Annotated in this window: 13 protein-coding genes; 12 read left to right on the top strand and 1 reads right to left on the bottom strand. The window is 69.6% G+C overall.

What is annotated here, in order from left to right; translation table 11 throughout:
* Positions 1–203: 203 nt before the first annotated feature.
* Positions 204–2,330 (bottom strand): alpha-galactosidase, encoded by a 2,127-nt coding sequence (locus tag ABT078_RS39890; protein ID WP_351236904.1) that lies wholly within the window; start codon positions 2,328–2,330, stop codon positions 204–206.
* A 179-nt stretch (positions 2,331–2,509) separates the two neighbouring features.
* On the opposite strand from ABT078_RS39890, the gene ABT078_RS39895 reads away from it, so the two are divergent.
* From ABT078_RS39895 to ABT078_RS39950, 12 genes are all read left to right on the top strand, one after another.
* Complete coding sequence (locus ABT078_RS39895; protein WP_351236906.1) at positions 2,510–3,691, top strand: ROK family protein; 1,182 nt, start codon at positions 2,510–2,512, stop codon at positions 3,689–3,691.
* Between the two features lie 2 nt (positions 3,692–3,693).
* The gene (locus ABT078_RS39900; RefSeq protein ID WP_351236908.1) at positions 3,694–5,016 is read left to right on the top strand and encodes an ABC transporter substrate-binding protein; all 1,323 of its coding nucleotides are present in this window, start codon (positions 3,694–3,696) and stop codon (positions 5,014–5,016) included.
* Between the two features lie 12 nt (positions 5,017–5,028).
* Positions 5,029–6,015: a carbohydrate ABC transporter permease gene (locus ABT078_RS39905; RefSeq protein WP_351236910.1), complete on the top strand. Its 987-nt coding sequence runs from the start codon at positions 5,029–5,031 to the stop codon at positions 6,013–6,015.
* On the top strand, positions 6,012–6,938 hold the full coding sequence (locus ABT078_RS39910; RefSeq protein ID WP_502981539.1) for a carbohydrate ABC transporter permease: 927 nt from the start codon (positions 6,012–6,014) through the stop codon (positions 6,936–6,938). Before ABT078_RS39905 ends, ABT078_RS39910 begins: the two co-directional genes overlap by 4 nt.
* A gap of 67 nt (positions 6,939–7,005) precedes the next feature.
* Positions 7,006–8,838, top strand: coding sequence for an alpha-galactosidase D (locus ABT078_RS39915; protein WP_351236912.1), 1,833 nt, complete (start codon positions 7,006–7,008; stop codon positions 8,836–8,838).
* A 109-nt stretch (positions 8,839–8,947) separates the two neighbouring features.
* Entirely contained in the window at positions 8,948–11,365 is a 2,418-nt protein-coding gene (locus ABT078_RS39920; protein WP_351236914.1) for a glycoside hydrolase family 95 protein, read from the top strand.
* A gap of 65 nt (positions 11,366–11,430) precedes the next feature.
* Entirely contained in the window at positions 11,431–12,639 is a 1,209-nt protein-coding gene (locus ABT078_RS39925; RefSeq protein WP_351236926.1) for an SGNH/GDSL hydrolase family protein, read from the top strand.
* Between the two features lie 387 nt (positions 12,640–13,026).
* Positions 13,027–14,250 carry an alginate lyase family protein gene (locus ABT078_RS39930; protein WP_351236916.1) on the top strand — a complete coding sequence of 408 codons (1,224 nt, stop codon included), beginning with the start codon at positions 13,027–13,029 and terminating at the stop codon, positions 14,248–14,250.
* A 29-nt stretch (positions 14,251–14,279) separates the two neighbouring features.
* Entirely contained in the window at positions 14,280–15,653 is a 1,374-nt protein-coding gene (locus tag ABT078_RS39935) for a ricin-type beta-trefoil lectin domain protein (protein ID WP_351236918.1), read from the top strand.
* A 170-nt stretch (positions 15,654–15,823) separates the two neighbouring features.
* On the top strand, positions 15,824–17,989 hold the full coding sequence (locus ABT078_RS39940; protein ID WP_502981540.1) for a pectate lyase-like domain-containing protein: 2,166 nt from the start codon (positions 15,824–15,826) through the stop codon (positions 17,987–17,989).
* Positions 17,986–19,251: a ThuA domain-containing protein gene (locus ABT078_RS39945; RefSeq protein ID WP_351236920.1), complete on the top strand. Its 1,266-nt coding sequence runs from the start codon at positions 17,986–17,988 to the stop codon at positions 19,249–19,251. The genes ABT078_RS39940 and ABT078_RS39945 overlap by 4 nt, the downstream gene beginning before the upstream one ends.
* Before the next feature lie 1,090 nt (positions 19,252–20,341).
* The gene (locus tag ABT078_RS39950; RefSeq protein WP_351236922.1) at positions 20,342–24,124 is read left to right on the top strand and encodes a S8 family serine peptidase; all 3,783 of its coding nucleotides are present in this window, start codon (positions 20,342–20,344) and stop codon (positions 24,122–24,124) included.
* Positions 24,125–24,252 lie beyond the last annotated feature (128 nt).

The raw sequence follows: 24,252 nt of genomic DNA on the forward strand, positions 1-24,252 counted from the left end.
ATGCTCGAACTCGAACAGGACCACATCGGCGTCTGGCCCGACGACGCCCCACGCTGAACCACCCGTGCACACCTGCGGCAGGGCGCACACAAGGCAGGCAGGCCCCTCCGGCGGCCCGGGGCCGGGCCCGCCCTGTTCCGTCGAGCCGGGACGAGCCACGCCTGCCGCGGTCGTGTCCGGTTGACGTGACTGCATGCCGGTGGCTACCGCCGCTCCCGCACGAGGTGGACCGACGTACTCGACCAGTCCCCTGCCGGCAGATCCAGCGCGAGTCCGTATCCCGCCAGGACCGCCCCGTGGTGCACCGCCCCTGTGCGGGTGTCGCGGTAGCGCGCGGCCGGGTCCAGTCCGCCCGGACGGACCGGGACGCGAGGACTTCCGTGGCGTTCGGTGGAGCGCCACGCCAGCAGCAGCGCCTCCCCGGCGTCCGGCGCGGTGTACTGCACCACGGCCGGCCCCGCGCCCCCGGGTTCGCCGAGCCGGTGGAGAGCGCCGTGCTGCACGAGGTGACGTACCGACTTGTACTCCGCCACCAGGCCGGCTGCCTCGGCCAGCTCCTCCGGCGACCAGGCGTTCAGGTCCCCACCGATGGCCAGCAGCCCCGCCATCGCGACATGGAAGCGGAACCGCAGGGGGACGCTGCGTCGCGTCAGCTGGTTCGGTACGTCGGTGACCCAGGCTGCCATGGCCCGCGCCGGGTAGATCTGGCCGAAGCCGTGCTGGATGGAGATCCGGTCCAGCGCGTCGGTGTTGTCGGAGGTCCACGCCTGGTCCGTGCGCGAGAGGATGCCGAGGTCGATCCGGCCGCCGCCACCGCTGCACGCTTCGATGCGCAGGTCCGGATGATCGGCGCGGAGCCGGTCGATGATCCCGTACAGCTGGTGCACGTACCGGGTCCACAGCAGGTCCGAGCCTCGCTCCTGCTCCGGCCAGCCGGCCTCGCTGAAGGCGCGGTTCATGTCCCACTTCAGGAAGTCGATGCCCTCGTCGCCGACCAGCCGGGTCAGCCAGCCGTAGGTGAAGTCGGCGACGTCCTGGCGGGCGAGGTTCAGGACCAGCTGGTTGCGCAGCTCGGTACGGGTACGGCCGGGGACGTGCAGGACCCAGTCCGGATGCTTGCGGTACAGGTCGCTGTCCGAGTTGACCATCTCCGGTTCCACCCACAGGCCGAAGCGCATGCCGAGCCGGTGGACCTCCCGGACCAGCGGCCCGAGGCCCCGGGCGAAACGGTCGGCGGCCGGGGTCCAGTCGCCGAGGCCCGCCCGGTCGCTGCGGCGCGCGCCGAACCAGCCGTCGTCCAGCACGTACAGCTCCACGCCGAGGGAGGCCGCCCGCGCGGCAAGCGCCAGCTGGCCCTCCTCGTCGACGTCGAAGCCGGTGGCCTCCCACGAGTTGTAGAGCACCGGCGCCGGCTCTTCGGGGTGCGGCAGCACGTGGGCCAGGGTGTACGCGTGCCAGGCGCGGCTGGCCGCGCCGAAGCCGCCCTCGCTGTACAGGCCCGCGAAGGCGGGGGTGGTGAACTCCTCACCGGGGCCCAGCGGCAGCGCGACGCCTTCGTGGCCCGCTCCGCCGGTGAGCCCGACCCGACCATCGGGTGTGCGCTGGACGGTGATCCGCCAGCTGCCGCTCCAGGCCAGGGCCGCGCTCCACACCCGCCCGTGGGTCTCGGTCGCCGTGCCGTCGTCCACCATCACCCACGGGTTGGTGTGATGGCTGGTGATGCCCCGGCGGCTGGTCAGGACCGTCTCGCCGTGCGGCAGGGGCTCCCGGCGCAATTGGGTCTCCGCCGACCACTGGCCCGTGACGTGGCCGAGCCGGTAGCCCGGCAGCGGCGGCAGGGACCAGGCCGCCGAATCGGCGCGCAGCACTTCGACCGCGGTGTCGCCGTCGTTGCGCAGCACCAGCCACCGCTCCACCACGTCGGTGTCCTCACGGACCCGGTAGTGGAGCGCGACCCGCAGCGGATGGATCCGGTCGCGGAAGGACAGTTCGAGTTCGTGCACCCCGGGGGCCGGCTCGGCGACCCGGTGGTCCTCGGGCTGCCATTCGAAGCCGCGTGCGCCGTCGGCGAAGCGCACCTGGAGGGACGGCGGACCGAAGCGTGCGCCTCCGTCGACGGGCAGTTCCTCGCCCACGCCCGGCCGGCCCTCGAAGCTGCTGTGCTGCGGCGCCGGTGCGGCGACGAGCTCTGCCGCTTCGGCAAGCGCCAGCCGCGGACCCCAGGCCACATGGCAGGGCGCCCCGGACTCGTCGACCCGCAACGCGTACGAGGTGTGCGGGGTGTTCAGCAGCCAGAGCCCCGTGTCCGGGGCGCAGGAGATGACCGTCATGGATCCTCACGTGGGAGAGCGGCGCTGCGTGCAGACGACACCCAAGTCCCCCGTGTATCGACTGTCAATACCCCCTACACGGCTGCCTTTTGATGGGGCGACTCGTCACTGATCCCAATTTCCATGGATGCTGTTTCTTTCATTGACAGCAGAAAAGAATGGGCCGTAGGTTCCCGGCCATGCACCCGACCCCTCGTCCCGAGGCGTTCCCGGTCCATACGCCGGCCGCGCCTCAGATCTTCACCATCGTGCTGTCCCACGGTCCGTTGACCCGGGCGGAGATCGCACGGCGGGCCGGCCTGTCCCCGGCGGCGGTGACCAAGGCGGTCCGGCCTCTGATGGAGGCGGGGTATCTGGTGGAGGACGTCGGCGAGGAGACCCGTGCGGCACTGGGGCGTCCCGCGAACCCGGTGCGTGTCGACGGCGGCCGGGCCCTGTTCATCGGCGTCAAGGTGACCGGCGACGAGATCATCGCCGTGCTGACCGACCTGTGCTGCCGCATCCGCGTCGCCCGGCACGTGCCGCTCGACGACCGCGAACCCAAGGTGGTGCTCGCCGCGTTGACCGATCTGGTCCTCGAACTACTCACCGAGGCAGAGGGGTTCGGGGTGCAGGTCCGGGGCGTGGGCGTCGCGGTGTCGGGCGATGTGGACCGGGCCGGCGGGACGGTGCGCTACTCGCCGTTCCTGGAATGGCGGGACGTTCCGCTGGCGGAACTGGTCGCCATGACCACCGGGCTGCCCGTCACCGTCGACAACGACGTGCGGGCGCTGACCGTGGCCGAGCAGTGGTTCGGCGCGGGAGTGGGACTGTCCGACTTCGCGCTGGTGACCGTGGGCGCCGGCATCGGCTGCGGCCTCGTCGTGGGCGGGCAGGTCGTCTCCGGGGCGCACGGGGTGGCCGGCGAGATCGGGCACCTCTCCCTCGACCCGGCGGGCCCGCAGTGCCACTGCGGCAACCGCGGCTGTGTGGAGGCGATCGCCGCCGACTCGGCGATCGTCCGCGACGTACGCACCGCCACCGGGATCCCCGTGGTCGACGCCGCCCAGGCCCTGGAACTCGCCCACCGCGGCGACCCAGCGGCCAGGCAGGTGTACGCCCGGGCGGGCGAGGCCATCGGACGGGCCATCGGGTCCGTGGTCAACCTCCTCGGCCCCGAACGAGTGATCATCTCCGGCGAGGGACTCGCCGCCTACGACCTGTTCGCCGAGCAGATCCGCGATGCGTTCGCCGCATCCGCCTTCGGCACCGCCGCGCGCTGCGACGTCAGGACGCATCCGCTGCCCTTCGAGGAGTGGGCACGCGGGGCCGCGGCCACCGCCATCCAGTCCTTCATCAGACCAAACACGCACAAGGAGTAGCGATGACGCTGCAGAGCCGCAATCCGTCACCGGGTCCGACCGCGGCCGGACCCCGACGCCGCAGTGTGGTCGGAGGGCTGTTCGGCGTCGGTGCCGCCGCCCTGGCCGCACCCCTGCTCACGGCCTGCGGGTCGGGGGCGGCGGCCGATCCGAAGACCGTGACCTTCGGGTCCAACGGCGCGGACGCCACGCCCAAGTCCGCCTACGCCGCCCTGACGAAGGCATTCGGCAAGGACAGCGGTCTGACGGTCAGGACGAACACCGTCGACCACGACACCTTCCAGAAGAGCATCTCCACCTACCTCCAGGGCACGCCGGACGACGTCTTCACCTGGTTCGCGGGCTACCGCATGCAGTACTTCGCCAAGAAGAAGCTGTGCAGCCCCCTGGACGACGTGTGGGAGAAGATCGGCTCCGGCTTCAGCGAGGCCACCAAGCAGTTGTCGCGCGGCGAGGACGGCACGTACTACTTCGTCCCGTTGTACAACTACCCGTGGGCGGTCTTCTACCGCAAGAGCCTGTTCCAGGAGCGGGGTTACGCGATACCCCGCACCTGGAGCGAATTCACCGCGCTCGCCAAGCAGATGCAGAAGGACGGCCTCCAGCCGATCGCCTCCGGCTACGGCGGCGGCGACAGCTGGAGCATCCTCGGCGCCTTCGACTACCTCAACCTGCGCACCAACGGATACGACTTCCACATGTCGCTGATGCGCGGCAAGGTCTCCTGGACGGACCGGCGCGCCACCGCCACCCTCGACCACTGGCGGGAGCTGGCCCCCTACTACCAGAAGGGCGGCGGCGGCCGGTCCTGGCAGGACGCCGCCCAGTCGCTGCTCGACAAGAAGTCGGGCATGGCGATCATCGGGCTCTTCCTCGGCCAGCAGGTCACCGACGAGTCGCTCCGCGCCGACATCGACTTCTTCCCCTTCCCCGAGATCGACCCTGCCCACGGCCAGGACACCGTCGAGGCCCCCACCGACGGCTTCATGCTCAGCCGCAGGCCGAAGAACGAGGAGGGCGCGAAGCGCTTCCTGGAGTTCCTCGGCAGCGCGCAGGCGGAGAGCCTGTACATGGGCGTCGACCCGAGCAACGTCGCCGTCCACGCGGAGGCCGGCACCGGCTCGTACAACGCCCTGCAGAAGAAGTCCGCCGAACTCATCGCCTCCGCCGAGCACATCACCCAGTTCGGCGACCGCGACAGCGACCCCGGCTTCATCTCCACCGTCGTGCTGCCCGGCCTGACCGAGTGGCTCGGCCACCCCGACGACGGCTCCGCACTGCTGAAGAAGATCGAGTCCCAGCGCTCGCGCTTCTTCACCTCCTGAACCGGGGTCGGAATGACCGTGTCCTCCGCACCACCTGTTCCGACCGGCTCCCCCACGCGGCCCCCGGCGCCGGAAGACTCACCGCGCGCCCGGCGCCACCCGAGGCCGCGCCGGCTCGGCGCCGGCGACCGGCTCTTCCTGGCCGTCATCGTCGGCATCCCGCTGCTGGCGCTGCTGTTCTTCGTGTGGCTGCCGGCACTGGCCTCCCTCGGCCTGTCGTTCACCGCCTGGGACGGCATCGCGCTGTCCGACATCCGCTGGACCGGCCTGGACAACTACCGGGAGATATTCACCAATTACCCACCCTTCTGGCCGGCCGTGCAGCACAACGTGGTCTGGCTGCTGTTCACCGTGCTGCTTCCCACTCCCCTGGGCATCTTCCTCGCGTACCAGCTCGACCGGCAGCTGCGCTTCACCCGGATCTACCAAACGGCGATCTTCCTGCCGATGGTCCTCGCCCCCGCCGTCGTCGGCCTCATCTGGGAGATCGTCTACAACCCCGACAACGGGCTCCTGAACGGCATCATCGGCGCGGTCGCCCCCGGCCACCACATCGACTGGCTCGGGGATCCCGACCTGAACCTGTGGGCCGTCCTCGTCGCCTCCGGCTGGCGGCACACCGGCTACATCATGATCCTCTACCTGGCCGGGCTGAAAGGCTTCGACCCAGCCCTCAAGGAGGCCGCGGCCCTCGACGGTGCAAGCGAGCGGCAGACCTTCCTCCGCGTGGTCTTCCCCGCCCTGCGGCCGATCAACGTCATCATCCTGGTCGTCACCGCCATGGAGTCGCTGCGGGCCTTCGACGTCGTCTACATCCTCGGCGGCGGCGTCGGCAGCAAACCGGGCATGGAACTGCTGTCGCTGCTGATCACCGACAACATCGTCGGCGAGTCCAGCCACATCGGGTACGGGTCCGCGCTCGCCGTCGTCCTCCTCGTCGTCTCGCTCGCCGCCATCGGGACCTTCCTGGTGCAGAACTTCCGCAAGGAGGAACGGTGACCACGACCGTCCCGCCCCGATACGGCACCGAGGCCTCCCGGCGCGCCCCGGCCGCCGTGGGCGGCTCCGCAGCGGCCCGGCGGCAGGCCCGCCGGCATCTGCTGCTCGGCGGCATCGCCCTGCTGTGGCTCGTCCCGCTGCTGTGGGCCGTCTACACCTCACTGCGGCCCTACTCCGACACCACCCGCAACGGCTATCTCTCCTGGCCACGCGGTATCTCGCTGGACAACTACACCGACGCCTGGGCCCAGTCCGGGATGGCGCACTTCTTCTGGAACTCGGTCGTCATCACCGTCCCCGCGGTGCTGGGCACCCTGCTGTTCTCCGCGGCCGTCGCCTTCTACGTGTCACGCTTCGACTTCCGCTGGAATCTCGCCCTGCTCATGCTCTTCACCGCGGGCAACCTGCTCCCGGCCCAGGTCCTCATCACCCCGCTGTACCGGCTGTACCTGCTGATCCCGCTGCCGGCGTGGATGACCGACTCGCTGCTGCTCTACAACTCCGCCTGGGGCATCATCGCCATCCACGTCGCCTACCAGTGCGGCTTCTGCACCTTCGTGCTCAGCAACTACATGAAGACCGTCCCCAAGGAGATCTTCGAGGCGGCGCAGGTGGACGGCGCCCCCGTGTGGCGGCAGTTCTTCCAGATCGTCCTGCCGCTGTGCCGGCCGGCCTTCGCCGCGCTGGCCACCCTGGAGTCGATCTGGATCTACAACGACTTCTTCTGGCCCCTCGTGCTGATCGAGTCCGGCGACAAGCGGCCCATCACCTCGGCGCTGGCCAATCTCCAGGGCCAGTACTTCACCAACCCCAACCTCATCGCCGCCGGCGCGCTGATGACCGCGATCCCCACCCTGCTCGTCTACTTCGCCCTGCAGCGCCAGTTCATCAGCGGACTGACCATCGGCTCCGGCAAAGGCTGAGCCTCTCCCGCTCTCCGCTCCCACACCCGCCCCGCACACCCGTCACCCGACCCAGGAGGTCCGGCCCATGAGGTCATCCCCCTACCCCGCCGTGTCCGTACGCCCCGCCCGCCGCACCGCGGGGGCACTGCTCGTACTCGCCCTCACCGCGGGCCTCACCACCCTCGCCCCCGCGCCCGCCGGAGCGACCGCCGCCGCCTCCCCCACGACGGCGGTCGACTCCGGCGTCGCGGCCAAGCCGTACATGGGCTGGACGAGCTGGAGCATGCAGTCCTCGAAGTACCCCGGGCTCAATCCCGACGGCAACTACAGCTACCTCACCGAGAAGAACGTCCTGAAGCAGGCCGACGCCATGGCCGCCAAGCTCAAGCCCTACGGCTACGAGTACGTCAACATCGACGCCGGCTGGTGGCGCGACATGGACTGGACGCCACGCTTCGACGCGTACGGCAGGCAGGCCGCGGACCCCGGCCGCTTCCCCCGCGGGATGAAGGCGGTCGCCGACCACGTCCACGCCAAGGGCCTCAAGGCAGGCATCTACCTTCCCGTCGGCCTGGAGAAGGAGGCGTACGGCGAGGGCAAGGTCCCCATCTGGAACGCCGAGGGCTGTACGACCGCCGACATCGTCCACGGCGACCTGCGCACCACCAACGGGTGGGACAGCGCCTACAAGATCGACTTCTCGCGTCCCTGCGCCCAGAAGTACATCGACTCCCAGGCACAGATGTTCGCCGACTGGGGCTACGACTTCCTCAAGCTCGACGGCGTCGGACCCGGCTCCTTCAAGTCCGGCGAGAACTACGACAACGTTGCCGACGTCGCCGCCTGGCAGAAGGCCATCGCCGCCACGGGACGTCCCATCCATCTCGAACTGTCGTGGTCGCTGGACCGAGGCCATGTCGCCGACTGGAAGAAGTACTCCAACGGCTGGCGCATCGACACCGACGTGGAGTGCTACTGCAACACCCTGGTCAGCTGGGAGAACTCGGTCGACGACCGCTTCGACGACGCCCCCGCCTGGACCCGCCACGCCGGCCCCGGCGGCTGGAACGACCTGGACTCGCTCAACGTCGGCAACGGCGAGATGGACGGCCTGACCAAGGCCGAGCGGCAGAGCTACACCACCCTGTGGGCCATCTCCAAGTCGCCGCTCTACACGGGCGACGACATCACCCGCCTCGACGCGTACGGCCTGTCCCTGCTCACCAACCGGGAAGTCATCGCGCTCAACCAGGGCGGCACGCCCCCGGCCCGCCCGGTCACGCCCGCCGGCGACCAGCAGGTGTGGGGCGCCAGGAACCCCGACGGCAGCTACACCGTGGCCCTGTTCAACCTCGGTGACGCTCCCGCCGCGGTGACCGCCGACTGGCCCGCCTTCGGATTCACGGGCAAGGCCAAGGTCCGCGACCTGTGGAACCGCGAGAACCTCGGCACGTACCACAACAAGATCACCCAGGCACTGCCCGCCCACGGCTCCCGTCTGTTCACTGTCACCCCGCAGGGCCCGGTCCAGCCCAAGACCGCGTACGAGGCGGAGGCGGCGAGCAACACGCTCGCCGGCAACGCCTCGGTCGCCGACTGCGGTTCGTGCTCCGGCGGGAAGAAGATCGGCAATCTCTACCTCGGTGGCAAGCTCACCATGAACGGCATCCACGCGGACAAGGCCGGACGGTACGTCGTCGACATCGCCTACGTCAGCGGCGACGCCCGTACCGTGCTCGTCTCTGTGGGCGACGGCGGATCCACCAGCCTCAAGCTGCCCTCCACCGGGGACTGGGGAACCGTCGAGACCGTGAGCGTTCCCCTGAGCCTCAAGGCGGGTGCCAACACCGTCACCTTCGACAGCGGTGACGGCTACGCCCCTGACATCGACCGGATCCTCGTACCCGATCCGTCCTGACCGAACGCCGGTGCCCGGTCCTGTGGACCGGGCACCGGCGTCCTCTGCCCCGGCCTCGCCGCCCCGGCACGCCCCCCGCCTGCCCGCACCTCCCGGAACGGAGTGCACAGTGGACACCCAGCGCACCGATCAGCCGGAACACCTCCCCAGCCGCCGCGGCCTGCTCTCCCTCGCCGCCACCACCGGCACACTCGCCGCCGTCGGCGGCCTGCCCGCCTTCACCGCCTCCGCCGCACCCCGGCGGCCCACCGTCTCCCCCATGCCGGCCGAGGACGCCGCCACCGAACTGTGGTGGCAGGCCCCCGCGGACGACGGATCGATGATCGAACAGGGGCTGCCCGTCGGCAACGGCCGTCTCGGCGCGCTCGTCGGCAACGACCCCGGCAGGGAGCGCCTCTTCCTCACCGATGCCACCACCTGGACCGGCGGTCTCAACGACACCCTCGACAACGACGGCCAGTTCCCCTACGCCCGCGAGAACTTCGGCTCCTTCACCCTGCTGGCGAAGCTGACCGTCGACATCCCCGACCACGACATCTCCGCCGTCTCCGACTACCGTCGCGCCCTCGACCTTCGTCAGGGCCTGGTCAGCGCCACGTACGAACGCTCCGGCGTCACCTACCGGCGGCAGATCTTCGCCAGCCGGCCCGACGACGTCCTGGTCGCGCACTTCACCCAGAGCGGCGGCGGCCGGTACACCGGCGCCATCAGCCTCGACGGCACGCACGGCGAGACCACCACCGCCTCACCCGCCGGCCGGTACGCGTCCTTCGGCGCCGCCTTCCCCAACGGTCTGCGCTACGGGGCGGCCGTGACCGCCTACGGCAGCGGCGGCACCGTCGCCGTCGACGGCCCGCGGATCACGTTCAGGAACTGCACGAGTCTCACCGTCGTCGTCAGCGGCGGCACCAACTACGCCCCGGACGCGGACAGGAACTACCGCGACACCTCCCTCGATCCCGAGCGGCTGGCCCGCACCAAGGTCCTGCGGGCCGCCGGGCACTCCGCGAGCACCCTCCTCCACACCCATGTCGCCGACCACCGCGCGCTGTTCGAGCGCATGGACCTGACGCTCGGCACCTCGACCGCCCAGCAGCGCGCCATGGACACCTGGGAGCGGCTCAAGGCACGCGCCACCGACGGCGACCCCGACCCCGAACTCGAGGCCGCGTACCTGCAGTACGGCCGCTATCTGATGATCGCCGGGTCCCGCGGCAGCCTCCCCCTGAACCTGCAGGGGCTGTGGCTCGACGGCAACGACCCGGACTGGATGGGCGACTACCACACCGACATCAACATCCAGATGAACTACTGGATGGCCGACCGGACCGGGCTGTCCGACTGCTTCGACGCCCTGACCGAGTACTGCCTGGCACAGCTGCCGTCCTGGACCGACCTCACGCTCGAACACTTCAACGACCCGCGCAACCGCTACCGCAACTCGACCGGCAAGATCGCGGGCTGGACCGTCGCGATCTCCACCAACATCCACGGCGGCATGGGCTGGTGGTGGCACCCCGCCGGCAACGCATGGCTGTGCAACTCCCTGTTCGAGCACTACGAGTTCACCCAGAGCCGCTCGCACCTCGCCCGCATCCGGCCGATACTCAAGGGCGCCTGCGAGTTCTGGGAGGCACGGCTGCTGACGACCACCGTCACCGACACCGTCACCGGGGCCGAGAAGGACGTGCTCATCGCCGACAGCGACTGGTCGCCGGAGCACGGCCCGCTCGACGCCAAGGGCATCACGTACGCCCAGGAACTCGTCTGGACCCTGTTCGACAACTACCGCACCGCCTGTGCCGTCCTGGGCGAGGACACGGCGTACGCCAGGACCGTCGAGTCCCTGCAGCAGCGGCTGTACCTGCCCCGGGTCAGCCCGAAGACCGGCTGGCTGGAGGAGTGGATGTCTCCCGACAATCTCGGCGAGACCACCCACCGGCATCTCTCGCCCCTCGTCCAGCTCTTCCCCGGCGACCGGATCCGCCCCGACGGCTCCACCCCCGAGGAGATCGTCGACGGCGCCACCGCCCTTCTGGCCGCCCGCGGCATGGAGAGCTTCGGCTGGGCCAACGCCTGGCGCAGCCTGTGCTGGGCCCGCCTCAAGAACGCCGACAAGGCCTACCAGCTCGTCGTGAACAACCTCCGCCCCTCCAGCGGCGGCAGCAACGGCACGGCCCCCAATCTCTTCGACATCTACGAAGTGGAACGAGGGCGCGGCATCTTCCAGATCGACGGCAACTTCGGCACCCCCGCCGCGATGATCGAGATGCTGGTCCACTCCCGCCCGGGCCACCTCGAACTGCTGCCCGCCCTGCCCGCCGCCTGGGCCGCCTCCGGAAAGGTCACCGGCGTGGGCGTGCGCGGCGGATTCGTCGTCGACCTCCGGTGGAAGGACGGCCGGCCGGTCCGGGTCACGGTGCGCAGCGTGGGCGGCCGCACGACCACCGTCTCGTACGGGGACGTCTCGCGGAAGATCACCCTGGCGCCGGGGCAGTCGCTGACCCTGCACGACCTGGGTCGGTGAGCCGCGTGCAACGGCGCATTCCCGTCCCGGTCGACACCGGTCGTCGGCGTCGGCTCACTGCGCTGATGGCGCTGGTCGTGGCCGCGACCTGCCTGTTCGCCTCACCGGCCGCTGCCGGCCCGGTGGTTTCCCTCACGCCCGTCGCCTCCCCGGCCGGGACGCACGAGGTGGTCACCTGGGGCGCGAGCGCGGACCGTATGGGCGACGCGGTCCCCGATCGCAGCTACCGGCTGATCGTGCGCACCAGCGCCGCCGGCACCGGGACGCGCATCCGTCTCTCGAATGCCTTCGGCGATCGCCCCGTCACCTTCGGCAGCGCCTACGCCGGCATCCAGAAGGACGGCGCCGCCCTCGTCCCCGGCAGCAACCGGCGCCTGACCTTCGGCGGCAGCCGCTCCGTCACGGTGGCCGCCGGGCAGACGGTCCACAGCGACCCGCTGCCCGGACGGCTTCCCCCGGCCGCCTCGCTCGTCGTCAGCCTCCATGTGACGCAGGCCGGCGGACCCGCGACGGGCCACGGCATGGCGATGCAGACCTCCTACACCACCGCCGGTGACCACACGGCCGAGGAGAGCGCCGCCGGCTGGACCGAACGGACCGGCTCCTGGTACTACCTCGACGCCGTCACCGTGCGTGCTGAGCAGGGGACCGGTGCCGTCGTCGCCCTCGGCGACTCCATCACCGACGGCTGGCAGTCCGCGAGCGACCTCAACCGCCGCTGGCCGGACTATCTCGCCCGCCGTCTCCAGGCCGCCGACGGCACTCCGGTCAAGGGGGTCGCGAACGAAGGCATCTCCGGCAACAAGGTCCTGGCCGACGGCGCCGGGCAGAGCGCCCTCAACAGACTCCGGCGCGATGTTCTCTCCCACCCCGGGGTCAGCACCGTCTTCCTCTTCGAAGGCGTCAACGACATCAAGGCGCACAGCGGAGTCACCGCCCAGGACATGATCGCCGGCTACCGCGAGGTCATCGACCGCACGCACGCGGCGGGCAAGTGCATCGTCGGTGCGACCATCGCGCCCTTCAAGGGCTGGTACGAGTGGGACGCGGCGGCCGAGGCCGTGCGCCGGCAGGTCAACGAATTCATCAGGACCAGCGGTGAATTCGACGCCGTCACCGACTTCGACCGCACCCTCCGCAGCCCCTACGACGCCGAACGCATGCTCCCGTCCTTCGACGGAGGTGACCATCTCCACCCCAACGACAAGGGCATGCAGGCCATGGCCGACTCCGTGGCCATCGGCTCCCTCACCTGCCACCGCCAACCCGTCTGAGGCCCCGCCGGGGGGTCGGTGGAGCGTTCACGATCTGAAGGGAGAGGCCGGAGCACGAGGGTTTCGGCGTCAGGGTGGCCGGAAGGACGGGAGCCCTCGGTCCGGTGCTCCCCGTTCACCCGGTTGCCCGGCCCTGATCGCCCCGGGCGGCACAGATGGCGCACTGCGACGCCTGCGGGACCGGCGTGGCAGGATCACCGGCTCAGTCACCGCCCACAGGGTCCTCGTTGTTCACATGGATGAACTTGCTGCACATCGCCCTGACGCACCGTCAGGGCGATGCGTGTCTTCAGAAGTTACACGCACATCATCTTGACGTGCGTGGTCCAGACCTTTAGCTTCACCGTTCAACAGCCGTCACGTCATGTATCTGATCGAAGGTCACTCATGCCTCGACAGCAACATCGCCCTGGTGCGGCACGCATCGGGAAGAGTCCGTTACTCGCCGTCCCCCTGCTGGTCGCCACCCTCCTGGCCGCGCTGATCGCCGGTCCCGTGGGCGGCCGCGCCGAGGCGGCCCCCGCCACGTTCGTCCACCCAGGTGTCCTGGTCTCCCGCGGCCAGCTCGACTTCACCCGCGAGAAGGTCAACGCCGGGGCACAGCCCTGGAAGGGCGCCTACGACCAGATGATGGCGAGCAAGTACGCCTCGCTGTCCCGTGTCCCGAAGCCGCGGGCGGTCGTGGAGTGCGGCTCCTACTCCAACCCCAACTACGGCTGCACGGACGAGCGCGAGGACGCCATCGCCGCGTACACGCTCTCCCTGGCCTGGTACGTCACCCGAGACAGCCGGTACGCCCAGAAGGCGATCGAGATCATGGACGCCTGGTCCGGCGTGATCAAGGATCACACGAACTCCAACGCGCCCCTCCAGACAGGCTGGGCGGGATCCTCCTGGCCGCGGGCCGCCGAGATCATCCGCTACACCTACACGGGCTGGCCGCAGGACCGGGTCGACCGCTTCAAGACCATGCTGCGCACCGTCTACCTCCCCGAGGTGGCAGGGGGCTCCCACTCGAACGGCAACTGGGAACTGAGCATGACCGAGGCCGCGATCGGCATCGCGGTCTTCCTCGAGGACCGCGCGGCGTACGACAACGCCGTCGGCAAGTTCCGCGGTCGCGTCCCGGCCTACATCTATCTGACCAGCGACGGCAGCCTGCCGAAGACCGCACCGGGCAGCGGCCTCGACACCCGGGACGAGATCGTCCGGTACTGGCAGGGCCAGACCACCTTCGTCAACGGTCTCACCCAGGAGACCTGCCGCGACCTCACCCACACGGGTTACGGCCTCTCCGCCATCTCGCACATCGCCGAGACCAGCCGCATCCAGGGCCAGGACCTGTACCCGGAAATCGCGGAGAGGCTGCGCCACGGCCTCGGTCTCCATGCCAAGTACGAACTCGGTGCGGCTCCCCCGGGCTGGCTGTGCGGCGGCACTCTCCGCGACCACCTCGGCCCGGTCACCGAGGTCGGCTTCAACGCGCTGCACGGCCGCATGGGCATCGCCATGACCAACACCCAGGCCCTCACCGAGCGAAACCGCCCGGCCGGCACCAACAACCTCTTCGTCGCCTGGGAAACCCTCACCCACGCCGCCAACCCCCGCTGACCGAACCACGCAAGGGAGATCACACCCCCATGAAGATATCCCTCGACCGGCGCCTGCCCCTGTACGCGGCGGCACTCGCCGTCGCAGCGAGCGGACTGACCGTCGCCACCGGATCCCCGGCCACCGCGGCCACCGGACGCATCACCGGATTCGGAGGCAAGTGCGTCGACGTCGCCGGTGCCAACAACGCCAACGGAACCCCCGTCCAGCTCTACGACTGCAACGGGACCGCGGCCCAGACGTGGGACGTCGCCGCCGACGGCACCGTCAAGGCGCTCGGCAAGTGCCTTGACGTCGCTTCGGGCGGAACCACGAACGGCTCGGTCGTCCAGCTGTGGGACTGCAACGGCACCGGGGCCCAGCAGTGGAGGGTGACCGCGGCCCGCGACATCGTCAACCCGCAGGCCGACAAGTGCCTGGACGCCACCGGCAACAGCTCCGCCAACGGCACCAGACTCCAGATCTGGACCTGTACCGGAGGCGCCAACCAGAAGTGGAGCGCGCCGGGTGGAGGCACGGACCCGGTACCCCCCGGGAACATGGCCGTAGCGCCGTACCTCTACAACGGCTGGGGCAGCCCACCGAACCCGACGACGGTCATGAACGCGACCGGGGTGAAGTGGTTCACCCTCGCCTTCGTCCTCAGCAACGGCTACTGCAACCCGCAATGGGACGGTGGCCGCCCCCTGACCGGCGGCGTCGACCAGCAGACGATCAACTCCGTGCGGGCTGCCGGCGGCGACGTGATTCCGTCGTTCGGCGGGTGGAGCGGCAACAAGCTGGAGAGCAGCTGCTCCAGCGCGGGCGAGCTGGCGACCGCATACCAGAAGGTCGTCAACGCCTACGGTCTCAAGGCCATCGACATCGACATCGAGGCCGCGGCCTACGACAGCCCGGCCGTCCAGCAGCGCACGGTCGACGCACTGAAGATCATCAAGGCGAACAACCCCGGGATCAAGGTGTACATCACCTTCGGCACCGGTCAGAACGGCCCTGACACCAGCCTCATCGGCAAGGCGGCCGCCTCCGGGCTGACCGTCGACAGCTGGACGATCATGCCGTTCAACTTCGGCGGCAACGGCCAGAACATGGGCACCCTCACCGTCCGTGCCGCCGAAGGCCTGAAGACAGCGGTCAAGAACGCCTACGGCTACAGCGACGACCAGGCCTACCGGCACACGGGCATCTCCTCGATGAACGGCGTCACCGACGTCGGCGAGACGATCACCCCCGCCGACTTCCGCACCATCCTCGGCTACGCCCAGCAGCGGCATCTGGCCCGGCTGACCTTCTGGTCCGTCAACCGTGACCGGCCCTGCACCGGAGGCGGCGCCGACACCTGCTCGGGCGTCCCGCAGCAGCCGTGGGAGTTCACCCGGGTCTTCGCGTCCTACAACGGATGACTCCGGCCTCTCGCCGGCGCCTACCCGCCCGCGTGCACGCCCCTCACCCCTTCCCCCCCACAGGAGTAACCGTGCTCCCTTCCAGACGCGATCCGGTTCCACGACGTCGAGGCCGGTCTGCGCACCGTGCGACACGATCCCTGACCGCGGCTCTCGCCTCCGCCGCCGTCGTGTGCTCCGCCCTCCTCGCGCTGCCGTCCTCCCCTGCCGACGCGGCAGTCGCGCCCTCAGCGGCACCGGTGGCCGCTGCCGCGTTGCCCGGCGGCTGGGCCACCGTGGTGAACGCCGGCAGCGGCAAGTGCGTCGACGCCCGTGCCGCGTCGACCGCCAACGGCACCGCGGTGCAGCAGTACACCTGCAACAACACCACGGCACAGCACTGGAGCTTCACACCCACCAGCGACGGCTACGTCCGGATCAACAACCGCAACAACCCCGACCAGGTCGTCGACGTCAGCAACGTGTCCACCGCCGACAACGCCGCCGTGCACCTGTGGGCGTACGGCGGTGGCAACAACCAGCAGTGGCAGGCCGTGGACGATGGCGGTGGCGCGTACCACTTCGTCAACCGGCACAGCGGCAAGTGCCTGGACGTGCCGTCCGCGTCCACCGCCGACAGCGTCCAACTGGTGCAGTACACCTGCAACGGCACGGCCGCCCAGCGGTTCCAGGTGACGCCCACCAGCACGCAGCCCGGTGACGTCGACCTCGGTCCCAACGTGGTGGTCTTCGACCCGTCGATGCCGTCGTCGACCATCCAGAGCCGCTTGAACTCGATCTTCCAGCAGCAGGAGACGAACCAGTTCGGCTCCCAGCGCTACGCGGTGATGTTCAAGCCCGGCACGTACAACAACGACGTCAACGTCGGCTTCTACACCCAGGTCCTGGGACTGGGCCAGTCACCCGACTCGGTGACGATCAACGGCGCGGTCCACGTCGAGGCGGACTGGTTCCCGCCGCAGAACGCCACGCACAACTTCTGGCGCGGAGCCGAGAACCTGTCGGTCAACCCGACGGGCGGCACGGACCGCTGGGCGGTGTCGCAGGCCTCCGGCTACCGGCGGATGCATGTGCGCGGCAATCTCGAGCTGAGCGACGGCGGGTGGTCGAGCGGCGGCTTCATGGCCGACAGCAAGATCGACGGCCAGGTGCGATCCGGCACCCAGCAGCAGTGGCTGACCCGCAACTCCCAGCTCGGCAGCTGGACGGGATCCAACTGGAACATGGTGTTCGTCGGAAGCCAGGGTGTTCCCGGCAACACCTTCCCCAACCCTCCGTACACGACGGTCGACCGGACGCCGACGGTCCGTGAGAAGCCGTTCCTGTACGTCGACAGCGCCGGCGCCTACAGGGTCTTCGTCCCCTCCCTGCGGACCGATTCGACGGCCACGACATGGGCGAGCGGTAACGCCGCGGGGACCTCCCTCGGCATGGACCAGTTCTTCGTGGTCAAGCCGGGCGCCACCGCTGCCCAGCTCAACGCCGCGCTCGCCGAGGGCAAGAACCTGCTGGTCACACCCGGTGTCTACCACCTGAACCAGACGTTGCGCGTGACGCGGCCCGACACGGTGGTGCTGGGCCTCGGTCTCGCCACGTTCATCCCGGACGGCGGTGTCACTGCCATGACGGTCGCCGACGTCGACGGTGTGAAGATCGCCGGCGTTCTCTTCGACGCCGGTACGACCAATTCCTCCACGCTGATGGAGGTCGGCCCGGCCGGATCCTCCGCCTCCCACGCCGCCAACCCGACATCCCTGCACGACGTGTACTTCCGCGTCGGCGGAGCCGCCGTCGGCAAGGCCACCACCAGCCTGGTGGTCAACAGCGACCACGTCATCGGGGACCACATGTGGATCTGGCGCGGCGACCACGGCTCCGGCATCGGGTGGAACACCAACACGGCGGACACCGGTCTGATCGTCAACGGTGACGACGTGACCATGTACGGGCTGTTCGTCGAGCATTACCAGAAGCACCAGACGATCTGGAACGGCAACGGCGGACGCACGTACTTCTACCAGAACGAGATGCCCTACGACCCGCCCAACCAGGCCGCCTGGATGAACGGTTCGACACAGGGCTACGCCGCCTACAAGGTCGCCGACTCCGTGACCAGCCACCAGGCGTACGGGCTCGGAAGCTACTGCTTCTTCAACGTGAACCCGAGCGTCACCGCCGAGCGCGCCTTCGAGGTCCCGAACAACCCGAACGTGCGCTTCCGCAACATGGTGACCGTCTCACTCGGCGGTACGGGCACCATCCGGCATGTGATCAATGACCGGGGCGGCCCCTCCAACCCGTCCACCAACGTGGCCAACCTGGTGAGCTACCCATGAGGCGCCTCGCAGCTCGGCTGCTCATCCTGCTGGCGATGCTGATGGCGACGACCGCTGCCCCGGCACAAGCCGCCCCCGCCGCCCCAGCCTTCAAGGTGATCGCCTTCTACAACGGAACGTGGGACCCGGCGCACATCGACTTCGTCAAGGAGGCCAACGAGTGGTTCCCGCGCGCCGCCGCGGAGAACAACTTCAGCTACACCGCCACCACCAACTGGGAGCTGCTCGCGAACGGAGGCGTGAACGACTACCAGGTGGTGCTGTTCCTCGACGACGCACCGAAGTCCGCCGCCCAGCGTGCCGGCTTCGAACGCTTCATGCGGGCGGGCGGGGCGTGGATGGGCTTCCATGTCTCGGCGTTCACCACGAACGCCGGCGGCTGGCCGTGGTACTACAACCAGTTCCTCGGCAGTGGGAACTTCCGGTCCAACACCTGGGGCCCGACAACCGCGGTGCTCCGCACGGAGAACCCCACGCACCCGGCCGCCGCGGGACTGCCCGCCACGTGGACCTCATCGGTCAGCGAGTGGTACAGCTGGGCCAACGACCTGCGCACCAACCCGTCCATCAAGATCCTTGCGTCGGTCGACCCCGTGAGCTTCCCGCTGGGCACCGACCCCAACCAGTCCTGGTACAGCGGCTACTACCCGATCCTGTGGACCAACAGCCAGTACAAGATGCTCTACGCGAACTTCGGGCACAACGCGATGGACTACGCCTCCGGCACACGCTTGTCCTCCACCTTCGCGAGCCCGGCGCAGAACCGCTTCCTGATCGACGGGCTGAAGTGGCTCGGCGGCGCGGGCGGCACCCCCGTACCGGAGGACCCCATCTCCGAGACCTCGTGGTATTCACTGGTCAACAGTGGCAACGGGTCGTGCGTCGACGCACGGTCCGCCGCCACCGCCAACGGGACACCGGTCCAGCACTACACATGCAACGGCACCGTGGCCCAGCAGTACCAGTTGCGGGCCACGGACAGCGGGTACTACCGGATCGGGGTGCGCAACAGCCCGCAGCAGGTCATCGATGTCACCGATGTGTCGACGGCCGACAACGCCCCGCTGCAACTTTGGTCGTACGGGGGAGGCGCCAACCAGCAGTGGAAGCCCGTACGTGAGGCATCCGGCCGTCATCACTTCGTCGCCCGGCACAGTGGCAAGTGCCTCAGTGTGACGGCGGGCGCGCCGATCGGGACGCCGTTGGTGCAACGTGTCTGTGACGGATCGGGGGCGCAGAGCTTCCAACTGACCCCCCAGTAATAGGCCCCTCCGCGCTTCGACGGCCGGCCCGGGCATCCATCGTCGGATGCCCGGGCTCGCCGCTGCACGGGCCTGGTACTCCAGTGCAGTTTCGTGATCCACCCACTGGACTCGTCGGCGGACCGTCGTCGGTAGTGGCTACGACGCACTGTTGCCCGGTGGCGTCTGCGCAGGCACGACCTGTGCAGCACCCTGGCGGGGGACAGAACCGGCGGGGTGAGCGCGGCAGCGGGCAGGTGGCGGATCTCCGGGACGGTCAAGCCGACCGGGTCGCGGCTGCGGGCGGGGCGGTCCGGATCGGCACACCGCTCCGGAGCCGTGCCGGCAACGACGGCGGCCGGGAGGCCGGGAGGCCGGGAGGCCGGGGCAAGCATGGCGAGCGTGACGTGCCGGTGCCAAGTGTCAGCACCCCACCAACAATCACAACATTGGTAATGGCCCGCGTCGAACTGAGTCTCTGTCGTGATCAACGCGCATGGCCACCAGGATCGGGCACCCTTCAGTCTCTCGTTGCACCGCGCTGAACAGCCTGAAGGCGGCGCAGGCGACGCGTGTCGCAGTTTGGACATGGCGCATTTTTGACACGTGGGAAAGGTGGCAAGATTGGTTTGCCTGGCGGATGATTCCGGTTGGGCGGTGAACCACAGGTGTACGGAGGGGTTTTGCCCATGGCACGGAACCGCCTGACGGCGGCGACATCGACAGGATCAATGCTGATTGCCGAAGGCGTGCCGACCGTGCAGGTCGGCAGTCCCGGTCGGTCTCCGGCGAACCTGTAACGCCGTCGACTGCGCCCGAAAGCGGCGGCGATTCCGTGCCCTGACCCGTCCTTCGCCTGCGACATCGCCGACACCTCCCCGGTCACCGGCTCAACACACGCCGACGAGCGGACACGTGCCGTGCAGAAGGGCGGCCGATTCGGTCGAAGTTCATGTCGAGGCCGGATGCCGTTCGTCTCCTGTGTCCCAGGTGAGACGCCCCGGATCTGTGCGGTCATGACACCCGCTCACAGATGTTGTGTCCAGATGTTGGGATAACAGAAAGGCTGTAAACACCAATGAGACGGATCCGCCTTTGGGCGGTGATATCGATGTCGGCGATGGTGGCGACGAGTGTGATCACGCCCGTCGCCGCCCAGTCCCCGCAGGGGACCGAGGCACGCACGCCGGCACCGCACGACCGCACGAATACCGTACGATTGATCACCGGCGACCTGGTCACCGTCAGCAACGCGCCGAACGGCAGGAAGACGGCCTCGGTGCAGCGCGCACCGGGCCGCGAGAACGTCTTCTTCCAGACCACCGAGAAGGACGGCACCCTCACCGTCCTGCCTTCCGACGCGGCGATGCTGGTCCTCACAAAGCAGCTGGACAAGGGGCTCTTCGACGTCACGGGCCTCATCGCCCAGGGGTACGACGAGGCCCACACCGACGCCCTGCCCCTGATCATGTCCGCGCCCAAGGGCTCGGCACGGTCGGCGGTCAAACGAGCGGACGCACTCGCCGAGTTCCACGAGGGCTCCGGCGAGCCGCGGCAACTGCCGAGCATCGACGCCCAGGCACTGCGCGTCGCCGACGACGACCTGGCCGCCTTCTGGAAGAAGCTCGCACCTGCGGCAGGCGCGTCCGTGGCGAGCGCGGCGGCCGGGACTCCGAAGATCTGGCTGGACCACAAGGTGCGTCCCACGCTGGACCGCAGCACCGCGCAGATCAACGCTCCGGCCGCATGGGCTGCCGGTTACCACGGCAAGGGTGTCAAGGTCGCGGTCCTCGACACCGGCGCCGACCAGAGCCATCCCGACCTCGCAGGTCGCGTGATCGAGGCGAAGAACTTCACCGACAGCGACTCGACCGAGGACCGCCAGGGGCACGGCACGCACGTCGCCGCCACCGTCGCCGGCACTGGCGCCGCCTCGGACGGCCTGCGCAAGGGCGTCGCGCCCGGTGCCGACCTGCTGATCGGCAAGGTGCTCGGAGACAACGGCTCCGGCTCGTTCTCCGGGATCATCGCGGGGATGGAGTGGGCCGCCGCCCAGGACGCCAAGGTCGTCAACATGAGCCTGGGCGCGGACATGGAGACCGACGGCACCGACCCCATGAGCCTGGCGCTCAACGAGATCTCCCGCAGCAGCGGCTCGCTCTTCGTCGTCGCCGCCGGCAACAGCGGCGCGAGGGGCGAGATGACGGTCGGGTCGCCCGGTGCGGCCGACGCCGCCCTCACCGTCGGCGCCGTCGACCGCGACGACTCGTTGGCACCCTTCTCCAGCCGCGGTCCGCGCCTCGGCGACAAGGCGGCCAAGCCGGACATCACGGCTCCGGGCGTCGGGATCGTCGCCGCGCGCGCTACCGGTACGCAACTGGGCGCCCCGGTCGGCGACCAGTACGTCCAGTTGAGCGGTACCTCCATGGCCACGCCTCACGTGGCCGGTGCGGCGGCGCTGCTCGCCGGGCAGCACCCGGACTGGAGTGCGCAGCAGCTCAAGGACGCGCTGATCAGCACGTCCCGTACGGTGTCCGGCCAGAAGCCGACCGAGCAGGGCGGCGGCCGCGTCGACGTCAAGGCGGCGTTCTCCGCCCCCGTCACCGCCAGCGGCACGATCATCCTGGGCCCGTTCGACAGGGACGGATCCCCGGTGGAGCGGGCCGGCGTCGTCCGCTACACCAACCACTCCGACGACGAGGTCTCGCTGAGTCTGCGCGCCGCACTGGCCACCAAGAGCGGCAGAGAGCTCCCCGCGCAGGCGCTGACGCTGGGCGCGGACACGGTCCGGGTCGCCCCGGGGGCGACCGCGGAGGTTCCGGTCGGCATCGACCCCGCGAAGGCGGGCCGCGGCTCCTACTACGGCTACGTCACCGCCACGTCCGCCGACGGTGTGTCGATCCACACCACCGTCAGCCTGTGGGTGCGTGCCCCGATGCACAAGCTCGCCGTCGAGGTCCACGACCCGGCCGGCGACCCCCTGTACTGGGGCGTGTGGCAGGTCTTCGGAGGGGACACGGACGTCCGGTTCGCCAGCTTCAGCCCTCTGGTCGCCGAGGTCGAGGAGGGCACATACCAGGTCGCCGGCACGTCGGAGCAACGGACCGCCACCGGCGTGCGGCTCTTCCAGGTCGTGGAGCCCGAGGTGAAGGTCACCAAGGACATGACCGTGACCCTGGACGCGCGTGAGGCCGAACTGGTGCGTGTGCAGACGCCCAAGCCCGCCGTGCGGCGCAATGACCTGTCGTACTCGCTGTACCGGAAGATCGACGAGACGCCACAGGACCTGACCATCAATTACGCGGGCGGCGCCGAGGCGGTGGACCTGTACGTGACCCCCACAGACAAGGTCACCGAGGGCGAGTTCGAGTTCAACACCCGCTGGGAGATGACGGCGCCTCGGATCAGGACCGAGGTCCGCGGCGCGGACATCGACCTGACGCCTTACTACATCCATGGGTCCATCCCGTTCGACTCCGAGGGGGAGCGGCTCACCGCCGTGGACGTGGGTACCAGGGAGAACCTGGACCTGCGGCCCAGCACCGTGCGGGGCAAGCTCGCCGTGATCCGCGACGAGGCCACGGAGAACGTTTTCGAGCTCGCGGAGACGGCTGCGAAGTCGGGCGCCAAGGGCGTCATGTTCGTCCTGCCCGAGTGGAGGACGGCCTGGACCGAATGGGAGCCGTGGGACTTCCGCTCCGCCATTCCCGTATTCCAGGTGGGGAGCGCGGCCGGCGGCGCGGAGCTGCTGCAGTACATGAAGAACCGCCAGGCCGTCGTCGACATCTCCGGGACGGTCGAGAGCCCGTACCTGTACGACATCAGGGCGATCTGGCCGCACCAGATCCCGCAGGACCCGACGTACACCGTCTCGGACCGCAACACCGCGCAGGTGAAGGCGTCCTACACGGACAACGGCGCACTGGACTGGACCGGCGAACAGCGCTTCGGCTGGCGTCCCCACCAGATGTACAGCTGGGAGACCTCTCGCTGGGTGCCGACGGGTAAGACACGCACCGAGTACGTCACCTCCGGGGACACGGAGTGGATGCACTACGTCAATTTCATGACCGCCGAGTACGCGGACTATCCGATGACGTCGGGCCTGCGGGACGCCCCCCGCACCTTCGGGGCGGGCGAGAAGGTGAAGGAGGAGTGGTACAAGGCAGTGGTGCGGCCGTCCATCCCGCGCGGCTGGAGCCGTCCCTCCGTCCGCAACGGTGACGTCCTTCGCCTGGCGATCCCGGAGTACACCGACGCGGTGGCCGGCCACTGGGGCCGCCAGCAGGCCCCCTCGCCGTGGGGAGTCCGGACGCCCGGAACGATGGACATTCCGACCTACCCCCAGGGTGACACCGTGACGGCCGTCCTCCACCGCGACGGCAAGAAGGTCGGCGAGGCCGCAGCCGCCTGGGGGAACTTTCATGTCCCTGCCGGGAAGGCCGACTACCGCCTGGACCTGACGACCGAGCGTAAGACCGAGTACTGGCAGACCGGTACGAAGACCGCCACGTCCTGGACGTTCCGTTCGGACACCGCGGCGAAGGACACGCTGCTGCCCCTGCTCCAGGTCGACTACGGGGTCCCTGCTGACCTGTGGAACACCGTCGGCGGCGGGAAGCGTCACGACCTCGACCTGACGGTGCGGCACCAGGACGGGCTCGCCGCCCCCGCCGGGACCAAGCTCAAGGTCGAGGCGTCCTTCGACGACGGCAAGACCTGGAAGGGACAGGTCCGGATCAAGGACCGCGGCCACAACAGGTTCACCGCCACCATCGAGCGGCCGGGCGACCACCAGCAGGGCGCGTACGTGACCCTGCGGGTCACGGCCTCCGACAAGGCGGGCAACACGGTCACGCAGACCGTGGAGCGGGCCTACCTGCTCGGCAAGTGAGCAAGCGCCTCCGCGGGAACCCCGCGGAGGCGCCGGCCGGACCATCGCGGCGGGGGGGGGGGGGGGGGCCCCCCCCCCCCCCCCCCCCCGCGCCCCGGCCCCCCCCCCCCCCCCCCCCCCCCCCCCCC

It is taken from the genome of Streptomyces sp. NPDC002133, from assembly GCF_040296405.1.
Classification (GTDB): Bacteria; Actinomycetota; Actinomycetes; order Streptomycetales; family Streptomycetaceae; genus Streptomyces.